The sequence below is a fragment of the Deinococcus hopiensis KR-140 genome (assembly GCF_900176165.1).
In the GTDB taxonomy this organism is placed as follows: domain Bacteria; phylum Deinococcota; class Deinococci; order Deinococcales; family Deinococcaceae; genus Deinococcus; species Deinococcus hopiensis.
On record NZ_FWWU01000005.1, the window covers coordinates 80,899 to 101,684 of the forward strand.

22 protein-coding genes are annotated in these 20,786 nt (G+C 62.4%); 10 read left to right on the forward strand and 12 right to left on the reverse strand.

Going from position 1 to position 20,786, the window contains the following annotated elements:
• Window positions 1-110: 110 nt before the first annotated feature.
• The 4 genes from B9A95_RS05255 to B9A95_RS31595 all read right to left on the reverse strand — a co-directional run bounded on the left by B9A95_RS05255 (window position 111) and on the right by B9A95_RS31595 (window position 4,216).
• A complete protein-coding gene (locus B9A95_RS05255) occupies window positions 111-2,036 on the reverse strand; it encodes a hypothetical protein (RefSeq protein WP_139806481.1) in 1,926 nt (641 codons plus the stop codon).
• Complete coding sequence (locus tag B9A95_RS05260; RefSeq protein WP_170928431.1) at window positions 2,033-2,938, reverse strand: PP2C family serine/threonine-protein phosphatase; 906 nt, start codon at window positions 2,936-2,938, stop codon at window positions 2,033-2,035. Before B9A95_RS05260 ends, B9A95_RS05255 begins: the two co-directional genes overlap by 4 nt.
• 8 nt (window positions 2,939-2,946) lie before the next feature.
• Window positions 2,947-3,612: a vWA domain-containing protein gene (locus tag B9A95_RS05265; RefSeq protein WP_084045903.1), complete on the reverse strand. Its 666-nt coding sequence runs from the start codon at window positions 3,610-3,612 to the stop codon at window positions 2,947-2,949.
• 61 nt (window positions 3,613-3,673) lie between these two features.
• Window positions 3,674-4,216 carry a hypothetical protein gene (locus B9A95_RS31595; RefSeq protein ID WP_139806482.1) on the reverse strand — a complete coding sequence of 181 codons (543 nt, stop codon included), beginning with the start codon at window positions 4,214-4,216 and terminating at the stop codon, window positions 3,674-3,676.
• A 194-nt stretch (window positions 4,217-4,410) separates the two neighbouring features.
• Here B9A95_RS31595 and B9A95_RS34480 point away from each other — a divergent pair, with 194 nt between their 5' ends.
• Both B9A95_RS34480 and B9A95_RS31605 read left to right on the forward strand, forming a co-directional pair.
• Window positions 4,411-4,713, forward strand: a complete 303-nt coding sequence (locus B9A95_RS34480) for a hypothetical protein (protein ID WP_084045905.1) — start codon at window positions 4,411-4,413, stop codon at window positions 4,711-4,713.
• Window positions 4,685-4,909 carry a hypothetical protein gene (locus B9A95_RS31605; protein ID WP_139806483.1) on the forward strand — a complete coding sequence of 75 codons (225 nt, stop codon included), beginning with the start codon at window positions 4,685-4,687 and terminating at the stop codon, window positions 4,907-4,909. Before B9A95_RS34480 ends, B9A95_RS31605 begins: the two co-directional genes overlap by 29 nt.
• A gap of 57 nt (window positions 4,910-4,966) precedes the next feature.
• On the opposite strand, the gene B9A95_RS05280 is transcribed toward B9A95_RS31605, so the two are convergent.
• The 3 genes from B9A95_RS05280 to B9A95_RS05290 are packed head-to-tail and all read right to left on the reverse strand — an operon-like array spanning window position 4,967 to window position 7,902.
• Window positions 4,967-6,643 (reverse strand): GIY-YIG nuclease family protein, encoded by a 1,677-nt coding sequence (locus B9A95_RS05280; protein WP_084045906.1) that lies wholly within the window; start codon window positions 6,641-6,643, stop codon window positions 4,967-4,969.
• A 3-nt stretch (window positions 6,644-6,646) separates the two neighbouring features.
• Window positions 6,647-7,279 (reverse strand): gamma-glutamylcyclotransferase, encoded by a 633-nt coding sequence (locus B9A95_RS05285; RefSeq protein WP_084045907.1) that lies wholly within the window; start codon window positions 7,277-7,279, stop codon window positions 6,647-6,649.
• A complete protein-coding gene (locus B9A95_RS05290; RefSeq protein ID WP_084045908.1) occupies window positions 7,276-7,902 on the reverse strand; it encodes a gamma-glutamyl-gamma-aminobutyrate hydrolase family protein in 627 nt (208 codons plus the stop codon). The genes B9A95_RS05285 and B9A95_RS05290 overlap by 4 nt, the downstream gene beginning before the upstream one ends.
• 1,639 nt (window positions 7,903-9,541) lie before the next feature.
• Between B9A95_RS05290 and B9A95_RS05300 the strand changes: the two genes are divergently transcribed.
• Window positions 9,542-9,946, forward strand: coding sequence for a hypothetical protein (locus tag B9A95_RS05300; RefSeq protein WP_084045910.1), 405 nt, complete (start codon window positions 9,542-9,544; stop codon window positions 9,944-9,946).
• Window positions 9,936-10,292, forward strand: a complete 357-nt coding sequence (locus B9A95_RS05305) for a hypothetical protein (protein ID WP_139806484.1) — start codon at window positions 9,936-9,938, stop codon at window positions 10,290-10,292. Before B9A95_RS05300 ends, B9A95_RS05305 begins: the two co-directional genes overlap by 11 nt.
• Before the next feature lie 183 nt (window positions 10,293-10,475).
• Here B9A95_RS05305 and B9A95_RS05310 read toward each other — a convergent pair whose 3' ends face one another.
• The 3 genes from B9A95_RS05310 to B9A95_RS05320 all read right to left on the reverse strand — a co-directional run bounded on the left by B9A95_RS05310 (window position 10,476) and on the right by B9A95_RS05320 (window position 13,009).
• Window positions 10,476-10,715 carry a 3-oxoacyl-[acyl-carrier-protein] synthase III C-terminal domain-containing protein gene (locus B9A95_RS05310; protein WP_425429912.1) on the reverse strand — a complete coding sequence of 80 codons (240 nt, stop codon included), beginning with the start codon at window positions 10,713-10,715 and terminating at the stop codon, window positions 10,476-10,478.
• 26 nt (window positions 10,716-10,741) lie between these two features.
• Window positions 10,742-11,245: a DUF429 domain-containing protein gene (locus tag B9A95_RS35060; RefSeq protein ID WP_084045913.1), complete on the reverse strand. Its 504-nt coding sequence runs from the start codon at window positions 11,243-11,245 to the stop codon at window positions 10,742-10,744.
• A 324-nt stretch (window positions 11,246-11,569) separates the two neighbouring features.
• Window positions 11,570-13,009, reverse strand: coding sequence for a HEAT repeat domain-containing protein (locus B9A95_RS05320; protein WP_084045914.1), 1,440 nt, complete (start codon window positions 13,007-13,009; stop codon window positions 11,570-11,572).
• Window positions 13,010-13,222: 213 nt separating this feature from the next.
• On the opposite strand from B9A95_RS05320, the gene B9A95_RS05325 reads away from it, so the two are divergent.
• Window positions 13,223-13,405, forward strand: a complete 183-nt coding sequence (locus tag B9A95_RS05325; protein WP_139806485.1) for a hypothetical protein — start codon at window positions 13,223-13,225, stop codon at window positions 13,403-13,405.
• Between the two features lie 580 nt (window positions 13,406-13,985).
• Here the strand turns inward: B9A95_RS05325 and B9A95_RS05330 are convergent.
• Window positions 13,986-14,585 (reverse strand): hypothetical protein, encoded by a 600-nt coding sequence (locus B9A95_RS05330; RefSeq protein ID WP_084045916.1) that lies wholly within the window; start codon window positions 14,583-14,585, stop codon window positions 13,986-13,988.
• Window positions 14,586-14,622: 37 nt separating this feature from the next.
• Between B9A95_RS05330 and B9A95_RS33245 the strand changes: the two genes are divergently transcribed.
• The 3 genes from B9A95_RS33245 (at window position 14,623) to B9A95_RS36765 (ending at window position 16,164) form a co-directional block, all read left to right on the forward strand.
• Window positions 14,623-14,772, forward strand: coding sequence for a hypothetical protein (locus tag B9A95_RS33245; RefSeq protein ID WP_170928432.1), 150 nt, complete (start codon window positions 14,623-14,625; stop codon window positions 14,770-14,772).
• 67 nt (window positions 14,773-14,839) lie between these two features.
• Window positions 14,840-15,715 (forward strand): aminoglycoside phosphotransferase/kinase family protein, encoded by an 876-nt coding sequence (locus tag B9A95_RS05335; protein ID WP_084045917.1) that lies wholly within the window; start codon window positions 14,840-14,842, stop codon window positions 15,713-15,715.
• A 56-nt stretch (window positions 15,716-15,771) separates the two neighbouring features.
• Window positions 15,772-16,164 carry a GNAT family N-acetyltransferase gene (locus tag B9A95_RS36765; RefSeq protein ID WP_170928433.1) on the forward strand — a complete coding sequence of 131 codons (393 nt, stop codon included), beginning with the start codon at window positions 15,772-15,774 and terminating at the stop codon, window positions 16,162-16,164.
• A gap of 187 nt (window positions 16,165-16,351) precedes the next feature.
• On the opposite strand, the gene B9A95_RS05345 is transcribed toward B9A95_RS36765, so the two are convergent.
• Window positions 16,352-17,017, reverse strand: a complete 666-nt coding sequence (locus B9A95_RS05345; protein WP_084045919.1) for a Type 1 glutamine amidotransferase-like domain-containing protein — start codon at window positions 17,015-17,017, stop codon at window positions 16,352-16,354.
• Between the two features lie 875 nt (window positions 17,018-17,892).
• On the opposite strand from B9A95_RS05345, the gene B9A95_RS05355 reads away from it, so the two are divergent.
• Both B9A95_RS05355 and B9A95_RS05360 read left to right on the forward strand, forming a co-directional pair.
• Window positions 17,893-18,549: a hypothetical protein gene (locus B9A95_RS05355; RefSeq protein ID WP_084045921.1), complete on the forward strand. Its 657-nt coding sequence runs from the start codon at window positions 17,893-17,895 to the stop codon at window positions 18,547-18,549.
• Window positions 18,550-19,576: 1,027 nt separating this feature from the next.
• The gene (locus tag B9A95_RS05360; protein ID WP_084045922.1) at window positions 19,577-20,698 is read left to right on the forward strand and encodes an HNH endonuclease; all 1,122 of its coding nucleotides are present in this window, start codon (window positions 19,577-19,579) and stop codon (window positions 20,696-20,698) included.
• The last annotated feature ends 88 nt before the right edge of the window (window positions 20,699-20,786 follow it).

Sequence of the window (20,786 nt, forward strand, 5' to 3'; positions counted from 1 at the left end):
TTAATGGGGGCAGGATATAGCCAGGTGAGCACTGCCGTTCCTCTGGTGCTTGAGGCTGTATGTGCCGTCGCTGCCCCACCTTCCTGGTGGGCTTTGTAGAGTCTGATTGGTCAAAGTTGTTGAATCAGAGCTTCGCGTTGCTTCAACAAGCCCTCGAGTTGGGCCCTGGTCTGCTGGTACTCGCTTTCCTCATGGGTGCGCGCAACCTGAAGCGCTGAGAGCCCATGCAGCAGGTTCTGATAGAGCTGGTTCTGCTCGGCCGTTACGGTCACCTGCACCGCAGCTCTGAGAGAGGCGGGCAGGGTGCTGGTCTGAGGGGGCATGCTCTGTGCAAGGCGGTTGCGCCAGTTGACCAGATCGCTGGCGATTTTGGTGCTGATGCCTGGTACAGCGACGACGCGGTCGTACTGCACGTCGTACGCGGTATGGACGCCATAGCGCTTGAGCGATTCCACGCGTTTTTCGGCCACGCCGGAAATGACTCCAGGACTGATTGTGTGGCGCAGCAGGAACTTTGCTTCCAGGTAGGCGTTGTATTTTCGCCGTGCATCCGCTTCCCGCTGCTGCGTGAGCTTCTGGGGGTTGCGGAGCTGGTCGTAGATCACCTGGAGTTCCTGCGTCAGGCTCTGTGAGCGGGTGAGTCCCGCACTGCTCTGCTGCTGCTTCATCACGAGCTGCTGCACCTGGGTATCAAGCGCCTTAATCTCCGCCAGGGTGGTGGGATTCCCAAGGGAGTGACGTCCGTTGAACAGCGCCATAGCCAGCACCCAGCACAGTGCAGTCAGGACCACGGGGAAATGAATGAGCAGCACCGCAAGGCCAGCAAGCGCCGCGACCGTGGCGCCTATCACCGCGCGGCGGCGCCTGCCGATCACCGCGGGTGTCACCGGAATGGCCAGCGCCGGCAGCGTCAGCGTCCCCGCTGGCACCACCGCCAGACTGCTGACTTGCTGCCAGGCCCGTTCGACCTCTGTGGTCGAGGGGGGCTTGCTGGGAATCGCGGTGGGGACCTGCACTGCAGGGGGCGTGGTCCTTGCACTGAAGTACACCCTTTTGGACTGACGTTCCAAGGCGCACCACGGACAGATCTCCCCACGAACGCGCGCGTGGGTGGAGTTCCGCTCACAGGGAACGAGCGAGGCGTGCAGGTCCTGAAGAGCGTGGGTCCACTGCGCAGCGGTGGGACGCTGACGTTGCGGGCCGAACGCCGCTTCGAACATGTCTGCTATGGCGTTCGGCACAATGCTCAGGGCTGGTCGCCGCGGTGGGGGCTCCAGGCCGATGGCGTGCGCCCGGCGGCTCCAGGCGAAGTGATGCTGGCGGATGGCGTCGCCCATGCTGAAATCCTGGCCGTTGCGGTAGACCCCCGCGTACGGGTAGGCGCCCATGCCGACGATAAGCTGGAAAATGAACGTCGCTAGGCCAAAGTTGTCGTGGTTCTGGGTGCGCACGACGGACGTGAGGGCCTGTCCCTGCAGTTCCGGCGGGGTGAATTCCAGCATGCCGACGCCACACAAGAAGGATTCACCTTTGTGCGTGATCTGGAAGGAGTCCACGTCGATAATCTGCACGGTTGCTTTGCGGGTGACGTAGATGTTGTTGGGGTTGACGTCACCAATGACGTGGTTGTGCTCGTGGATGGTCGCGAATGAGGCCGCGAGGTTGCGTGCGGCGAGCGTCAGGAACTTCCAATCGGCGTCCGGGTAGTGCTTGCGGCGTGAATCCTCGCCGGTCAACTCGTGAATCTGGTGGGCGCCGCTGAGTTCCACGCGCGGCATGGTGAAGCCAATCACGTCCCCACCTGGGATCGTAATCGGCGCGATGGGCCAAGCGCTGACCTTGCGCAGTGGCCCTGTCGCGAGTTGCGGGAGCAACTTGATCTTGCGTTGCTGCTGCCGGTCAGGTGGGGCGTTGTAGATCTTGGCGACCACCTGCGGCTGATGGGGGACCGCGAACACTTTCCCCTGCCCACCCTGTCCCATGGGCTTGTGGTCCAGTGCCAGTGGCCGTCCCTGGGGGTCTAGGTACGTTGTCACGCGCGCAGGGCGAGCACCAGGGTCTTGTCGTCGTCGGTGCTGGCGTTGATGCGTTCGTTATTAAGCGTGCGCGCGAGGGCCCCCTCGAACAGTTCCCGGTCCGAACTGGCCTCAAGCGCCTGGAAGAAGCGAGCAAAGAAGGCAGGATGGACGCGCTGCTCCTGCAGACGCAAGCAGACCATCTGCAGGCCGTCGCTGACCATGGCAAGCTTTCTGACGGTGCCTGAGATGCGTCTGGTGTGCACCTGCTCCGGGCGGGCGGCATACACGAAGTCAGTCTGGTTGGCGTACTCGCCCCCTGATGGCCAGGCAGCCACGTCGAGGTCCTCGTCGCCGTAGATGAGGGCCCCGTCACCCACCTGGAAGAACAGCGCGGCCTGCGGGAAGACCACGGCGCACAGCAGCGTGCATGCAAGGTCCCGGGGTTCGCACTCCATGGCGTCCGCGAGCGCTTCAAGATGCGCACGCGCCTCGCTGATCAGGCTGTCGGGATTCAGGTCTTCCAGGCTCAGGCCGGAGCTGCACAGCAGGTGTTCCACGCGGGTACTGATGAAATCGCACGCGGCGCGGCTGCCATACTCGGCGTGACGGGCGCTGCCAGCGCCGTCGCTCACCACAGCGATGAGTACGCCCTCCTCACCGGATGTCTGGCACGCACGTATGGTGTGCGCGTCCTGGCATGGCGTGCCGCTGGCAATATGACTGGTGCCCCGAACGGACGCGCCCGCCAGAAGCCAGTCCGGTGTGGACCCGGATGAGGCCTGCTCAAAGGTGGGGTCCACAGGTGGTTGTGGCTCCTCCAGCGCAGGCGAGTCTGCATGCCTGACCTCTTCAGCGACCTGGTCCTCAGCGACTTGGTCTTCAGCGCGCTCGGTGGGCTCTTCGGCCATACGTTCGTTCATGCCAGGCTCTAGATGGTCCATTCGTCGCTCGGCTTTTGCAAGCTGATGGCCATGCCTGGCGTGGAGCGCGAGACGCTTTTGAGGCTGGATGACAACCACAAGAACATCTCGCGGAAGTTGTTGCCGCGCAATTTTTGTGGGGGACGCTTGCTGGAGAACTGCTGCAGGGTGTCCATGTTGGCGCCTTCAACAGCGAAGGCAAAGAAAGCGAACTGGCTCTTCTCCTCGCCTTCGCGGGCCCGGCGAGCGGCGTCCTCCCAGCGGTCCGTGGGCTGGCCGTCAGTGAGCAGGAAGATCCATGGGCGATAGTACTTCAGGCCAGCATTGCGGTATTGCGCTTTGCGGGCGTCGAGCATGTCGATGGCCTTGTGTACGGCGCCCCCCATGGGTGTCTGTCCGTTCGGAATGATGGTGAGGTGCCGGAAGGCCTCGGCGCTGGCGAAGTCGCTGACGACCTCGACGCGCTCACCGAACGTGACGGTCGCGATCTCGCAGCGCTTCATGGCCAGGCTATCGTCGCGCAGGTCATCCCCGAACGTGCGCAGCGCCTGGTTGAGCAGGTTGATGCGCTCTCCACTCATGCTGCCGCTGCTGTCAAGGAGGAGCACGACCGGGCAGCGTGGTTCGGGGTTGGAGTAGAGGGTGTCGTCGTCAAGTGGGATTTGATCGAACATGTTGATGTAGGGTACGGCCTTTTGGGAGCAGGGGCGGCGATCTGTAGGGTCGGGCGCCGCCTTACGGCCTGGAAGTCAGATTGAAATGCACGGTGTAGGTGTGCCCGAGACTTTTCAGGCGCTCCTGAAGGAATCCCACATACAGGCGTGCGAGGGCAACATGCGCTTCGTAACTCGCGGGGTAGGTTATTTCGAGGCGGCGTTCTGCGGCCCGCGTATGAATTCTGGCGGGCTCGAGCAGTTCTTGCACGTCGTGTTCAAGCACCCGGCGTAGCGCGCGCCAGACCTCTGGAGCGTCACCGGTGACGGTGTTATCCGCGACGGGCGGCGCCCTGTATGGAGGTGCAGGACTGGCCCTTTGCGGAGGAGGACTTGGCTGCGCAGGGGAAGTCTGGTGCATGACTGGGTTGATGAGATCGGCCAGGACCATGCCCCACAGGGCATCCGGTGGAACCCGGCCGAAATCGACTGAGCCGCTCTGAATGCGTTTCCGGACCTCCTGGGAACCCAGGTAGCGAAATGACTTGATGTACTGCTCTAAAGCGTCACGAGCAACGTGGGGAGATGGTTGAGGTGTGGAGATGACGACGCGGGGCTTAGTCATGACGATCTAGGTTGCTGCCGTTCACGCCGCGAGGCTACCATCCAGTGCAATGCTCCTGGCAGAGCGACCTGGTTGTACGTGTTCAAATAGGTCATGGCTGGCCGGCATGACTCCGCCCTGAAGGGCCACTGCGGGATTCCAGCCCGACTTTCCCGTCTCGCGCGAGCGGCTGTTCCACGTCCAGCAGGCCTACTGTGACTGAAGGTCAGGCCCTGCTGGCCAGCCTGCTGCGCCACGAGGCGAAGACCAACAGCTACAAGTTCGCCCTGATTCGCACCCTGAACGACCTGGCCCTGTCAGACAGCCGCCCTTCGATCGGCACCACGGCGTTGGGAGGGTACGTTCCAGAACGGGTGGTGTCCAACGCCGAATACGAGGCGCAGTTGGACACCACCGCCGAGTGGCGCGCGTACCACCGCTGCGTCCTACCTGCTGTACGTCGCAGACCCCACCCGCTTCCCCTTCTATATGCCCAAGTACCGGGGGAAAGCGATTGAGCACCTGTACGGCAAGAGCCGGCGTGAGCGCCTCGACGATGGATCACCGGGGAGGTTGATGCTCGCCTATACGCAGCGGTGCACGTACCTGCTCCGGGTATTTCAGGACACGGGCGTCGGGCTGGAAGACATGATGGACCTGCACAGCGGCCTGCACCTGCTCGCCCGCGACCTGCTGGACGGTGGCAAAGCCTGAGGGCTCAGCGCTCGCCCATCAGCCGTCTCAAGCCCGCGCTCAATCTCCCCGAGACGGTTACGTTCGATCGGCAGTGCGTTCCCAGTCATACTCCAGAGTACGGTCGCCGTCAGGCACAGTGAGCGTGCTTTCGTCGAAATCTTCGGGAAGCAGATCCAGCAGGGTAAAAATCCCTGGCTGATCAAATGTGGCCCGCGAGAACGCGCCGCGGTAGGCGGGGGTGTCCCGGAGCTCGGGCAGGGGCTGCAAGCTCAGCTCCGAGATGACCTCAGTCAGCAGCGTGACGGTTGCGGGGTTGAGTGCACTCAGGTCAGGCGCCTCGGGGATGGGCACTTCGTCGCGAATCGCCAGCGCCACCGCAGCGGTGAGCATCCGCCCTTTGTGGTTCACAAGCCCCCATCGCGCGCCAGGACCTGCGAGACCCCCGGCCAGGGTGGTGGCACCATGGCCGAGCAGGGGCTCTCCCCGGCGCGTGAGGCTGCGCACCTCGGCGTGCATCAGCAGGGTGCTGAGCGCCTGAGCCACCCCATTGTCGTTCAGCCCCCGTCCCTGCAGGGCTGGGAGCAGGGAGAGCATCAGACTCAGGACGCTTTGCAGTCTGAGCCTCCCTTGGGAGCTGAGGTTGTGGTGCTGCAAGGCACCAACTTCACCGTCCAGAAGGATGGTCGGTGCGCCCTCAGGAAGCTGATCCAGGGGCTCCGTGGCCTGGATCCCGGAGGTTCCGTCCACCGCCCGGTTCACGAGTTCCAGGACGGGTGGAGTGGGGTAGAGCGCTGCTTCCACCAGGCCTGGACTGTGGGCGCCTCGCCACATCATGCGGTGATTGCCCAATACCATGAGGCGTGCGTTCAGATGCGCAACTGCGTCCCACGTCACCGAAGAGTCAAGAAGTGCCTTCAGGGCGCGTACGCTGCCGACCTCCACACCAGTCTGGTCCTTGCCTCCTGGGATATGGGTCCACCCAGTGACGAAGTTTTCGCCGACTTCTACCCAGCGCTTCCAGTCCTCTCCGAAGCGTTCAACTAGAGGACTCACGGCCATATAGATGAGGCAGCTCACCCCTTCAGCGTCCCCCTGAACCGAGAAGACTTCTTGTCCCCGGATATTGACCCGCAGGTAGGTGACGACTCCCGGAAGATTGTTGTTGTCCTTCGGCAGGCAGGTGACCGTCCAGGAAATCAACTCTGTCCGGTTCGGCAAAGGAAAGGCCCTCAACAAGTAAAGGTGCAAAAGCGCCAGCGCCTCCTGGGCATAAGGCAACGAATTGAAGAGCTTCATCTTGTGATAGTCGGGGACCACCAACCACGGGTGCGGGGTTCGGCGTTCGGAGTCCTGGACTTCAAGATATCCGCCCACCCAAGCTTCCAGTTGAGCTGCAGAGAGCCTGGCTGTCACATCGAGCGTCGCCTTAATGTCCGAATTGTCTGGGGCGTTGCGTAATTCAAAGCCCTCCCGACGTAGTAACCGGATGTATTCCTTTTCCAGGACGCTCAGGTCCTGTTCAGGAAAAGCCTGAAAGGTGATGGCTTTGAGGTCAGTCCATTTCTGGCTGTGATCGCGAAAGCGGTCCGCAACGTCGACCGACCTTCCAACGTAGTAGTGGTTATTTTCAAAGCGTAGGACGTAAATGCCGTACCGTTCCCTGGGCAGGTAGTCGTCGACGACCGACGCGCGTCCAGTCACGTCCACCCACTCGGGAAATCCCTCGTTCCGGAGAAATGCATCTTTGTCCATGGTTCAATCCCGTCCTTTTTTGGTCCATACGCCGTCTTTGATCAGGCGCATCTTGGCGGTGGATCTGGCGATCAGGTAGACCCAGCAGGGAACCGCCAGGTCGGCCTGGTCATCCCTCGGATCGCTGGTGATAGCCACGGTCTGGTGGCGCGTGAAGAGCGGCGGGGTGTCATCCACGCCCTCAATGACGTCAAAGACTTTCAGGGCCTTGCCCATGGTCTGAGGCGTATAGCGGTAGATAAAGCCGTCCACCAAGTCAGTTGCTTTGCGGGTGCGGACCAGGCCGGGATAGCCCCAGTTGGTGTCGTACATTGCAAAGCCTGCGAGGAGCGCTCGCTGGTATCCCAGCGGATTGGTGGCGGCGACCACACCCGCGCGGGAGAACCCAGGCTTCATGGTGCCGTAGGTGAAGAAGTGCAGGGGAGAGTCGGACTCGCTGGGTTCCGAGAAGCGGATGCCCAGGCCAACCGCTTCGGTGATGCGTTGCACGCCCGCCGGGATCAGTTGCACCTTGTTGTTCTCCACCGAGGAGACGTACTGGCGCGTAACGCCTGCGAGCTGAGCGACTTGATCGAGCGTCTTCTTCTGCTCCTCGCGCCTTTCTTTAAGCACCTGGCCGTCGAGAAAGGCGCTCATGCGGCGCCTTCCAGCCACCAGCGGAAGACGGCCAGCCAGCGCGGGTCATCCTTGACGAGGCTCTCGGGGTGGAACTGAACGCCGATCGCGCCAGGGGTGTGCCAGGCCTCGGGAAGACCGTCGGGGGCCGAGCCGATCAGGGTGAGGCCGGACGCCAGGGTTTTTACGCCCTGGTGGTGATTGGAGTTGACCAGCGCCTCTTTGCCCATGTAGCGGCTTCCCAGGCCGCTGAACTGGACTTGGTGCACCTGATGCCCGTCGTGAATGGCCTCACCCCCCTGCTGCTTTTCAACGTCTTGATAGAGCGTGCCGCCGAGCAGCACGTTGAGCAGCTGTGCGCCGCGGCACAGACCCAGAAAGGGAATGCCCTTTTCCAGGGCCTGGTCGAGCAACTGGTATTCCCGCAGGTCCCGATCCGGCGAGAAGCGCTTGCAGTGCTCGTCTGCCTCTCCATACAGCGCCGGGTTGAGGTCAGGTCCGCCTCCGCCCAGGAGCACATCGATGTCCCGCAGGCCCGTGGGGGTTGCGACCTCGACGGCCTTGATTCCGGGATCGAGGGAACGGAGGGCAAACTCAATTTCCTGCATGCGGCTGCTTCTAAAGTATCCAACTTTGAATGTCATGCTGGATATCCTGGACTAGTCTTCTATGCTCTGTCAACAGAAGATAGGGGCAATACCCCCGGCGATATCCCCCATGTGGACGATAAATCTTCTGGCGGGCTTTGCAGCTGCAGGTGAGAAATTAAGAGCTATGTCCAGTGACACTTGACACTAATGTGCTGATTTATCTGTTGTGCAGGTAAATGGAGTAGGCTGCGGTACAGCTGGCAGGGGAAGCCCAGGTCTGATCCGGTCCAAATGCAAGGGGGCGGAACCTCGGCGCCTACCGGGTTCCGCCTCCTTGCAGCTCACGCGCACCAGATGCAGCCGTGGGGTGCCCCTGACTTGAGGCATGTGGATGAACACGGCCCTGGGTCGTTCCCAGCTGTAATCATCATTTCTTTGCCTCAGTGCGAGATTCTTCCAACTGCCCGGTCCAGTTCAAGGCATGCGGGTTCGTCTGCGTTCCGGTGCGTTCCGGCCCGTATGCCAGAGCGGGATGCCCCCGACCAGTTCAGCCAGTTCCTCCGCGTCCTTCCAGCCGACGTGGGCCGCCGCTGAATTCGGTGGGTGTCCCCGGAACCGTCCGAAGAACGTCCTCAAGGCTTCAAGGTGCTGAGGGTGGAAGAGGGGAACCGCAATGGCGCCCGCAGGTGCATGCCCAGATTCTCCAGGAACTCACGTGTTGCCTGGGTGCCTGAGAAAGAAAGACGTCTTGGGCCCAGACGGCCATGCCCAGGGCCGCCAGGTCCTCAAGCGTCTTTGCCCTCCCCTTTGCAGCAGGCGCGCTTGGCTGTGGACCCGCCACTGCCTTTGCCGGGCGCTCAGGTTCGGGCGCCTGTCTGGGTTTCCCTTCCAGGAGAGGCACTTCGTCGGGACTCATCTCCGAGGCACTCAGCTCGATCACGTGCATGGGGAGGAACCACGCGGTAACCACCCCCCCTTCTCCGGCCGCGTCGGGCGAGTGCCTCAGGACTTCGCCCGCAGGCGTACGGACGATGACGCCCGCAAAGCTTTGACGCTCGCCGTCAGGACGAAAGGCAAAGACCACTTGGTCCAGCACCGGGCGCGCATGCGGGTTGGGTTGATGGATCTCGGCAGACAGTTGCGCCAGGCGGTCGATGGTGGACGCCGCCTCCGGGGAGGACATCAGCGACCGCGCGCGTGGCTGCACCTCCACTCGCCTTCACGCTCCTGCACATCATCCGACCGGCGAAGCGGAACAATCTCAAGCGGCGCAATCATGTTCTGAGCGTATTAGGCGCGCCGCAGGCCGGGCCCGGGTCCAGCCGATCCAAAGCTGCCTATCCTCCGGCCATAACGCGGCTGGTTAAGTGCAGTAAAAGCCGCCTGTTGAACATCCGTGGGATGTGTGCAATGATTCCTGTAGCCCGCTCTGTTGGGTCAGGCACTCATTCTTGCCAGGGCGTCTTTATTTCTATTGCTTGTCAAGATAAAAAGATAAAGACGCCTCTTAAGTAAATAAAAAAATAACGTAAGTAGAACTGCGAATAATTGCAGTTCTACTTACGTTATTTACCCATTATACGAGGGAGAAAAAAGATGAATCAAAGATAGAAAAAATGTTATTCGGTAGATCGCGCTTAAGTAAAAGGTTGATATGCCACGCATAACAGAGCGGTATAGAAGGAGAAAGAACATGACGAAGTGGGATAAATTCGTTCTTGCAAAATTCATACAGATTCTCCGCTGCCTGATCGAGGAGGCGCACAGCAGGGAGATGGGCTTCAACACGGTTCTGGCTTTCCGTTACGCGATCACCGTCGTCATTGACGACTACTGCGGCGGCTCCCTGATGAACGTCTCCAAGGCTCTCTTTTGCGGACTTCTCCGGGTTCTGCGCCGGCTTCAACCCGAGGTGTCCAAGGCTGAATTCGGGCGTCTTCTGAACCGCAGCGCGAGCTACGTGTACTGCCTCACCTCGCGTCAACCTGAGCACCAGGCGCGCTGCGCCCCTGGAACTACGAACGGGTCTTGCTGGCCTTTATGTATCCGCACGACGCAGAGCGTCGTCAGAAAGGAGTGTGGCGCCTGTGACCTTTGAGTGGCTTTGCCCCGGCGTGATTGTCGAGCTGCCCCTTCCCCCGGTGCTGGGGGGGTGGGGCCTGGCGGGCAACCATCCGGTGGTGGTGATGGGGACTGACCCCGAGAAGCGCGAAATTTACGGCCTTGGGTGCACCAGCCGCCCGCGCCGCGAAGCCGACTACCTGCTGCCCCGGGGCGTGCTTGCCCTGACGCGCGACACCTTCGTGGTGACGTCAATGGTCCGCGAGCTTGACGAGTCCATCTGGCAACAAGGGCGGGTGCTGGACAGGCTTCCGGAGCCTTATATGCGTGAGCTCAGGCAGCGGGCGCGGCGGGCGCTGCGCGGCAAGGGTCTGGCACGGTAGAAGGGCAGCCAGACCTTCCTGAACGCCCGCCTTTAAAGGCGCACTCGAGTTGTGCTCCAGCAGAACGGGACTTGTTCATTCAAGGCACCTGGATATATACGAAAAAGAATTTCTTTTTCTACGCTCCGTGTTCCCGGAGTATTTACTTTGCTGCTGCAGCCGCCAGGCTGGCGCCCCCGCCCACTACTTCATGGTGCACGCGGCCCAGCTCAGGCCTCTGCTAAAGGCAACGAGGAGGAGCTGTTGACCCTCTTCCACGCGCCCGTCGTCGACAGCTTCCATCAGCGCCAGGGGCACCGTGGCGCTCGACGTATTGCCGTAGCGGTCCAGGTTGACCACTGCCTTGGCCAGCGGCATCTCAAAGCGCTCGCAGGCAGCCTGGATGATGCGGATATTGGCCTGATGGAGAATGATCCAGTTCACATCTCCTGTGCTCAGGCCGCTTTTTCTCAGGACCTCTGCGCCACTCTCCTCTTCCTGGCCGGCACCAGATCCCAACGGCGCAGGCTGGCCTGGGGATAGACCTCGAAGACACCCTGCGCTCCGCTGCGGTCGGTGACGCCCAGCGCCTGGAGCAGACCGGCGCAGCGCATGGTGGGCAGGGCGATCTTGTCGCTGGAGGCCGAGAGGGGCTGTAGACCCTGAGCCTTCATGTGGCGCTCAGTGTGCCGGTACATCAGTTCGTCGCGCAGGGTGTTGGGCCAGCCCGGAGGGTGAGGCCAGGCGAAGGCAAAAGCGCCCTGCACCGCTTCCAGAAATGCGCTGGGCCAGCCGAAGGGCGCGTCAATGGCCACCACCTGCGCCTGGGCGGCAAGCTCCAGCAGCGCCGCGTCGGTCATGCCGGCCTTCAGGAGGTGAAGTTCGGCTCCCTCCTCGCTCCACTCCACAAGGGCAGCGCCCGTATTTCGAGGCTGCGAGGCGAGGTCCACGCCAAGGCTGATCAGGGGAGTCACCCCACCAGCTTAAAGTCGCTGCCACCCGCTCGGGAGGCCAGTGGAGCTGTGACGGTGGGTCTCTTGGCCAGGGTAGTCCCGCGCCATGGTCCTGAAATCCTGCTACGCCACCCCGCGGTTCTCGCTCATTCAGATGGATTCATCATGGTTGTACAGGCTGCCCTCCCGCAGAGAGGATCGTCCAGGTACATGAAGGCATGGTTGCTGTTGTCGTCAGTGAAAAAGACCCTGGCCCCGGGTGGCAGATCGAAAAAGTGATGCGCTTCTCTACGCGCTTCCTCCACTTCTGCGGTGGCCACGCCAGGGCCTCCAGCTGGCCCGGCCTCAGTTCTTCCCCGGGTTGCGCTCCTCTAAGGCGCTGATGGCGCGGCGCGCGGCATCGGCGATGGTATACGCGTACCCCATGCCTCCGCCGCCCTCATCGCGAAAAGGCCGCTCCTCCTGCGAGAGCAGCGCCTCGAGCGCCGGGCGGGCGCGTTCATCCCCGATCTTTCCCAGGGCTTCAGCGGCTTCCAGCCGCAGGACCGGGTCATCGCCCTGGGTCTGCTGAATCAGGAGCGTCACGGCCTGACTGGCCCGGTGCTCGGCCAGCCTGCGGGTCAGGGCGGAGCGCACGGTCCCGCTCTTCTCCCGTTCCAGGAACGCGGTCAGGGCCGCTGTCACCGCGGGTTCCTGGAACTGGCCGAGCTTGAGGGCCCAGCCCTGCCGGACGTGGTCGCTGCCCTCCCGGTCCCACAGGTCCAGGAGGAGCGGGACCTTGGAACGAAGAACATCATCTGGCTGGTACTCGGCGGCAGACCGGCGGACAGAGGGGTCAGAATGGTTGAAGAGCGCGTCGGGCACGGGAAGCGGATCGCTGAACTTGCTGTTGACGTACAGGCCGGTGGAGACGACGTGCCTTGAGGCAAAGGCCAGCTCGATGGCGCGGCGCGTGAGGGCGTCTTCCCGTTTCAGCATGAACAGGACGCTCTGGGAGGCGTCCTGATCCGCATCCTGCTCGAGCGCCCACAGGGCCGCGTCCTTCCAGTCCAGCAGGCCAGCGGTCTTCATGGCGTTCACGATGCGGTAGATCTGACGCCCCTGGGCCTGACGCAGGAGGGCCCAGCTGATGTTCCCGAGTCCCCCGGCTCCGTTGGACGCGAGGACCGTGAGCAGGTCGGTGGCGAGTTCAACGTCCGGCTCGTTCATCAGCGCCCCTTGAAGTGGGGCCAGCAGCTCAGGACCGAGGGTGGGCGCCCGCATGAGGTTGTTCAGCGCGGCCTCGCGCCGCCGGAACGGTTCGCCCGCGTCGCTGGCGACGGCCACGGACGCTTCCGGATCCAGCGGCAGGCCGTACCCGAACCAGGTCATGTCGTATCCGGCGAGGCTCTCGCGCAACCACGTCTCGTACCAGGTCAGGAAGTCGGGGAACTGCGAGAAGTGCGGGGCGCGTGCCATGTCCCAGTCCACGTACACGATCTGGCCCCGGTAGGGTCCACTGACCATGAGCAGGACGTCGTAGGTGCAGCCCTGCGTCAGGAGCGTCAGCGCGCCGTCGTAGGCGGCCTCGCTGTCCTCATCCAGGCCAAGCACCTCGTACCAGTCACCCACCTTCGGCATGTCCGGATGAAGCGGGGACGGATTGTTCAACACACCGCCTGTGCGTGTCTTGTCCAGGGGATAGAGGCCGTACGCCTGGCCCGCTCCTCCGTTGCCCACCTGCACAAGGAAGTCCCTGTACGCCTCTGGAAGGCGGACTCCGTGCTGGGCCTCGAATGCCTCCACGGCCTCCACGGGCAAGGGCGGGTTCAGCTTGAAGTTGTGCTTCTGCGCGCCGAAGGCGTCGGGTCTACGGCGGCGGAGTTCGGCGAGCTGCTGCAGAATGCGTTCAATTCGTGTCGTCTCTATACCTCAGGAAGATAGCAGAGGGAAAGCGGCGTAGGCATCTGGTGCCTCTCCGCACCGAGTACCATCTCCTGCACCAGCTGAGGAATGTTCGTGCGCGCTTCCGAACGCTTTGCCCGGCGTATTCGGACTTTTTTTCTGGGCGCTGGTGCCGGAAGGGCAGGCGCGGGGCTCAGCATCCTTGATCAGGGCAGCGACCAGGTAATCGCTGCCCGTCAGCAACTCGCCCTGCTCATGACGGGCTTGCCCGGCGCGTTCACCGGCCGCGACCTCTAGGGCCTGCAGCGTGAACTACAGCAGCGCCCGCGTGAACGGTACTCTCCAGCCCGGCGCCTCGGTGCTGGTCAGCGCTCTGGCAGGAATCGAAGGAACGCTCCAGGCCACGGGTGTCACTGTGCGCTGAAGGCTGGGATAGGGAGCGAGGATCCTCGCTCCAGGAAGAACCTAAGAGAAGCTGCCGTGCTCCTAGGGGCATGGCAGCTTCTCTTGGCAAAGTAGGGCCAGCGGTATCATGCCTACTTTTTGCTCGATTTCTTCACTTGGCTAAGTGCGCTTCCCGCCGCAGTCTTCGACGCTTTGCTCGTGCGGCCATCACGTAGAACTTTGGATGCAGCAGTTGCAGCTTTGGGGCTGGTTGTCTTGCCTTTAGGCATATACACCTCCTTCATACGCTCTATACGTGTTCGCCCGCCGGAAGTTCCGTTGACTCCAACGTAGGTCACTTGAGAACAAAGAGGAAGCCTATTACGACAGCGCCTTCTCCAGGAGCCACTCGGCCAGCGTGAGCAGCCAGCAATCCCTGACATCGCCGCTCAGCAGCGCGCGTTCCCCCACACCTTCGTCTGCCCTGCTCCCGTCAGTCCTGGTAGTAGAACAGCAACTTATGGAGGGGAAGAACCTTGTCACGCCCGAAAAAGTAGATCTTCAGGCCGGGGAACAGCACTCTCCTCATCTGCTCTTCCAGAAAAGTCCAGCCCACGGACTGCAGGGCTCGTTGGATGCGGGGCAACCACAACTCCGTCGATTCATCCTCGGGATCGGGTATCAGCGCATAGCGCGTCAGGTCGCTGAGCCAGATTCGGGCGTTCTCCACCTCGACGACGGAGTACGTTCCCCAGCCCTGCTCATTCCAGGTTCCTGCATCCACCGGCTCACCCGCCGTCAAGCCCTCGCGCCTCAGGGCGGCCATCACGGTAGCGTGCTCATCGGTGACATCCGGCCGCTCGCCCTCGCGCAGAAGTCCCTCGATCAACCACCGCACGTCGGTGCCAGGCTGCGCCTGGTGCGCGCAGCGGACCCAGAACCTCACCACCACGTCACGCAGAGCCTCAGGGATTCCGGGAGACAGGTCCACCCTCAACGCCTCAATAGTGTTCAGATCGGGTTGTTCACCCAGAAGGAGCAGGCTCCGCGCGGCCCACAAGTGTGCCGTCCGGTCCCCTTCAGCATGGCCCATGAAGGCTCTCAGTTCAGCGGCAGGTGGAGGTCGCAGGGTGGCCAGCGTGTCGCTCACGTTCTGCCGTGTCTGCCAGTCCGGCCGCTTCAATGCCGCACACGGCGAACTGAACTGGAAAGGGTTGGCCCGTCAGCTCCTCGAGGCGACCACCTGGGAGACCCTGCTGGCTCTTCCCAGCGGTGGTTGAGCGGCCAACCGGGTTCTACGGCAGATGGCCGATGCTGGGCCGGTGGGTCCGCCTGTAGAACGGTGCCATGGATGTCCTGCCCCTTCAGTACTTTGCCCAGCAGGTTCTACAGGAGGCGGTGCTGGACCTGAAGGTGCTGACGGACCGCTCCAGTCGCCTCGTGGTCCACGTGCAGACCCACGCGGGTGTCTGGGTGGTGAAGGCAGACGCTCAGGCAGGAACCTTCGCCCCGGAGATTGAGGCCCTGAAGCGGCTCGAACAGCACGGCTTTCCCGTGCAGCGTCCGGTCGCTTGGCAGGACGGACCGCCGGCCCTCCTGCTCCTGCCCTGGACCCAGGGCACCGAACCGGAGGTGGGGCCAGCAGCGCAGAGCATCGGGGCGCTTCTCGCGCACCTGCACCAACTCCCCGGGCATCTTCCGCCCCCTGAGGGTCTGACCTGGGCGCAGTGGATGCGGGGCTGGTTGCAGCACGCGCTGACGTACTGGCTGGCGACGGGCTTGGCACCCGCTGGTGCACCCACACGGCTCAGCCGCTGGTTCAGCCGTCTTGAATCCCTCCTCGAGAAGCGTGGCACGCAACTGATCCTGTTCGATGGACGGCCCGAGCATTTCATCGTGGCGCCTTCGGGGGATGTTGGGCTGATAGACGTCGCGGAGCTGCGGGCGGGCGACGGCCTGATGGACCTGGCTGTGATCGGGATTAATGGTCCGGGGCTTCTTCCAGGTGTGCTGCGTGGCTACGGCCCACTGACGCCAGGGGAGCAGGCCCTGCTTAAGTTCTACAGCTTGCTGCGCGCCCTCGCCGCTGCAGAATGGAATGAACGGGAGCTCGGAGGCGCCGACTGGCAACGCTTTCTGGAGGCTGCTGCCCTTCTGCTGCCCGGGGAGGGCTGCGTTGGACAGCAGCAAGATCAGGAGCACGCCGCCTTCACAGCGTGGTGACGATGGATCTGCGCCCTCTCACTTCAGCTCGCTTCCCTGCCGCCGAGGCGTTCGTCATGACCTTCAACGCGTCTCCCTGGAATGAGGCGTGGTCACGCGAGTCTGCCCTGGCGCGTTTGCAGGACCTGTTGTCTCTCTTGCGTTTGCTGCCTGGGAGGGGGAGGCGTCCTGGGGCAGGACAGCGTCAAGGATCACGGCTTGACCCACGAAGTCAAAGAACTGTTCGTCCGGATACGCAAAGACGTGGGGTAGGAAAAGCACTCATGACCGTGGATCTCCAGAAACTCGGAGAAAATGGCATCAACAATGTGCACCTTCTGACGGCACGCGACTCGGACGCTGAGGCGTTCTATGCACACCTGGGGTTTCGGGGAGCGCCGGCAGCTTGTGCTGGTGCGCCCCTAAGGAAAACCATGCAGCGCACACCCGCGCTATCGAGATCTGCCTAATCCATCCCCGCACCTCCCCACATACCCGCAGCCATCGGCAACCACTTGGCCGGTCACCACCTCCTGAGCACATGCCACCCGCGCTTCCAGGACACCCCAGCCTCCGAAAGCGTGGTACTGCGCGGGATCCGGCACGACGAGGGTGAGGACTGGTCAACGGTTGAGGAGAATGACTCCAGCCGCCAGTTCAGGGCGTAAACAGCCTCCAATGTCCCTCCGAAATCACTTCGACGGCGCCATCCTGAACCTTGATGGCCGTCTCGTCGTCAATCCCGTAGGTTCTCACGGGGACCTCGGTGGCCATTCTCTCCACCTTGGCCGTGGAGCTCTCCGGGTGATCCTCGTGATCGAGGTGCGGAAGCAGCGCAAAATCCACCAACCCCATGCCCTCATTGATGACAAAGGGTGCCTCTGGGTCGTCGTACGTCTCTCCGAACACGGGGGCTGTCACCATGCTGCCCGCACTGATGCCCACATAGACCGTCTCCTGCAGTGACGACATGAGGTCTGCCAGCCCAGACTCCCGCATCCAGCGGCTCAGATACACGACATCACCGCCGTACACCAGCAGGGCGTCCGCCTCCTGAACAGCAGCGGTCCAAATCTCTTTTTTGATGCTGGGAAGGGCTGTGAGTTCCAGCACGCCCAACGACTTCCAACCCAGTTCGCACATGGGGTTGTTGGTCGATCCGCTGAGGAACCTGTAGGCCATGGAAGGGCCAACAGAGAAGGGATAGATCGCCGTGGGAATGCACAGGGCACTGGCCTCGGCAATTGGCTTGCCCAGAAGGTCAACAAGCGCGGCGTGGATACTGGGGTTCTTGATACCGGCGGAAGTGAGCAGAAGTTTCATGGTTCCTCCCCGTAGAATGCGGTCCCAACAGAACCATATAGCCTGACTTAGCGAAAAGCTCATCTCTGTTCTTCCCTCCGGTGAAGCCAGACCTGGGCCATCGCCTGGCTCAACCGGGATGTGCGCTGCTCCGCGCAGGCCTTCCGCTGGTCACTGGCAATCAACCGACGGAGAAGGGCGCAAAATTCCTCCGCGGTCCAGGGCATGGAGAAAAGCGAGGTCATCCAATGGAGGCAGTCTCAGGCCAGGGGCGTCAAAGGGCTGCCCATGGTCTCGTTCACCGACGCTCCGTTCGCCAGATATGGAGAGCACTGTGGCTGTGGGAAAAGATCCAACGCGGAACTCTTGACGTAGGCACAGTTCTTGCCATGTTTTTCCCACCAGGCCGGGTTCATTTGTCTTTCTTAATCTTCTTCCCCTCCCCAGTGACTCTGGTGTGGCTGATGCGGAAGATCGTGCACGTGGATGCGGACGCGTTTTTCGCGGGCGTGGAACTCCGCGACAACCCGGGCAAACAGAACTCTCGGCGTGAAATTGCCTGCTACACGAGATGAGCGCGGCGGTCAAGATGCACTGAGGAGCTGGGATTGGCGTGCCGGATGGAACGGTATAGATCATTTGTCAAAAAGAATACTTCCTTTGACCGAGCAGGGTGAAATTTAATAAGCGCTGAAAAGAATAAGAGATACTATGGATGCCCTTGCGCTCACGACATAATTCAGACAAATGCTCTAAATCAGGGAGGGCATTTTTCTTTCCCCCATCCCGTCCCCTTTGCCCTCTCACCGCACCTCCCGTCACCACCTGCCTTCTTCTGGCCTGGGCCACCCCCGTCATCCAAGCCTTGCGGCCGACTTCATGACAAAATCGCGGACGTGACGCTGGCCCAAGCGGTAGAAGAGCTGTACCAGGCTTTCGCGGACTTGCCCAGGCCCCAGCACATCGTCCACGAGCCGTACGAGCTCCATCCCCATGAAATCCAGCAACTGCTGGGCTGTCCGCTGCGCGAGCTGCCGCCGGAGCTGATGCGCTCGTACCTGTTTGACGCGCTATTCACGGTCGGAACCTGGGACGACTTCCGGTACTTCCTGCCACGCCTTCTGGAATTGGTGCCCGCCGAGGAGATCGAGGAGGAGAAAGTAGCCTATCGCCTGAAATACGCCCAGGAGCAGGGGTTTTTGCTGAGTGGCGGGCAGCAGGCCGCTCTACACGCCTACGCGCTGGCCTATTGGGACGAAGTGATCCCGCGCTGGCCCTGGTACGCCAGCATGCTGCTTGATGGGTGCACGCTGGAAGCGTTCGGCGTGCAGCGTGCCGAGTTGCTGGACCGCTGGTGGGTTCACCCGAAAGGGGCGCTGGCCCTGGCCCAGGACCTGCACCTGAATGGCCAACTTCCTCCAGAATGGTCAACTGCCCAGGTCACGGCCTGGGTCCAGGCCGCCTTCCTGGCCGCACCGAACGACGAAGAAGCCCAGCTGCTCAGCGGAGTCCTCCTCATGCTGAAGCATTCCCCGCGCCAACCAGACGACTGAAGGCCACTTCGTGACCAGAGCGGACCGACTGGTGCGTAGGGACGTAATTTCCAATCAGGGTGTTCTTTGACGATCCCTGGCGTGCACGGCCCGGCACTGGTCACCCACGGGGCTTCCTGACAGAGCCCTGCGCACAAACGCACCCAGATCCACATCGAAAGGGCATGATCTCTCACCCAGCATCTCGGGCGTTGCAGGTGATCAGGCCCTTCGCCGTCAAATGCTCGGGCGTTTCAGGAGCGCTCGTGCATGGATCACGCCGGATATGGGAGAAGAAATGGGTCCCCAGCTTGCCAGGGCCCCCTGATCACACAGCACACGCAAGCTGCACGACGTTGCAGCCGTCACACTCGGCACCAACGATGGGCTAAAGGGGAGACCGGCAACCCTCCTGAATGTGGTTTCCTCCTCCTGCATTCCCGGCGTTACCTGCCCGCCTTCTTGATTTTTGACCCTACTGCGCTCGCTGCATACCTCTTCTGGTGAGTTGCACGGTGATTGAGCAGGAGCGCGAGGGAACAGGTGCAGCGCGAGGGTGGGAACTCCGGGGGTAGGGACGGGGGAGGGGTCTTCAGCGCATTTTGATCGTATATATTATCGGACCCAGACCATGAGGAGAACGTCCTCCCCGCACTCGAGTTCTGCCGCTCACCTTCCTGCCGGGAACCAGTTCGTCCAGGGCCGCTGCCCCTGACTGCCCGAATGGGGTCGTGTTCGCTTTGGCCTACTTGCTGGTAGAGATTTGTTATCGAGGAATAGGTCACGTCTCGTATGCACAGGGATGACGCGAAGCCGATTCATGAGACCATGACCTATCAAGGCCTACGGGCCGGACTGACTCCAGAAGCCAGAAGATGCTCCGTCCACGCGTTGCCACTTCCCGCACGAGTAGACTGGGCGACTTGGTTGTACGTGTTCAAATAGGTCATGGCTGGCCAGCATGACTCCGCGCTGAAGGGCCGACTCCCGCGGCTTCCTCCTCGTCTCGCGCGAGCGGCCGCTGTTTCACGCGGAGCAGAGGCCTACTGTGACTGAAGGTCAGGCCCTGCTGGCACGCCTGCTGCGCCACGAGGCGAAGACCAACAGCTACAAATTCGCTCTGATTCGCGCCCTGAACGACCTGGCCCTGGAGTATCCGCTGGAGGTGGTGGAGGACGTGGCGGTTCCCCTGCGCCGGGTGGCGGAGCGGTGGCTGGTCTTCTACTGGGGTTTTGTCGGCGACTCGCCCGTGTACCAGGGCGCCAGGGCACAGCGGGACGGCACGGTGCGGCAGGACGTCAGCTTCCGCGCCGAACTGACCGGGCTGCGTGAAGCGTGGGAAGCGCTGCCCTATACCCGCCCGGACGCAGCGGGCGGCGCGCTGCTGCTGGCGGCCTACCGTGCAGGAAGGGAGCAGCTTCCCCCTGACCTGCAGGTCCAGACGGCGCAAACCCTGACTGCCATCTCCCGTGCGGTGCGGCAACCGGTGCGGTATGCCGGCGGTGGAGATCAGCACCGAATCTTTGGTCCACCTGCGCCTGCAGCCACCCTCAGCGGCACGCTCCTGCCCGGAACTCAACCGCACGGCACCGCTTTCCTGGTCCCCGCTTCCTTATGGCGGACCCTGCAGGACACGTCCCTGTGGGTCGAGGCGCTGTGCGTGCACGAATGGAGCCTGTTCGTCGAGCGGGCGTCGCGCGACTCCCCCGTCTCGCGGGGAGACGTCTTCGCACGTCTGAGCGCCTCGCCAGAGTCCCGCACGCCCCTCACGTGGGAACGCCATCAGGTCCGGCTCCTGATGCTGAAGGGACAGCCCTTTGCCTGCCCCTGGACGGGCAGGCGCCTCGTGCCGGAGGCTTTTGATCTCGACCACATCATCCCGGTCTCGGTGCACCCTATTCAGGAGTTGTGGAACCTGGTACCCAGCGACCCTGCGCACAACATGCACGTCAAGCGCGCGCGCATTCCGGAGCAGGCGAGGTTCAGCGAAGCTGCGCCGAGACTGACCGAGATCTACGCTGCCTACGGGCGCTGGCCTGCCACTCGGCCGGTACTCGCCGTTGATGTCGCCCACCGCTTTGGCCAGGCCCTGTCCCCCGCTGTACTGACCCAGGCGGTGACCCAGCTGAGCGAGGCCGTAGCGCAGTCGCGGAATGTGCCCCGGTACTGAGCCCCGGTACTGAGGCCGAGGCGCCTTGGTCCAAGCAGGTCTTCGCGTAAGGAAAATCGCCTCTTTGTTTAGTTCGCCCAACCCGGCG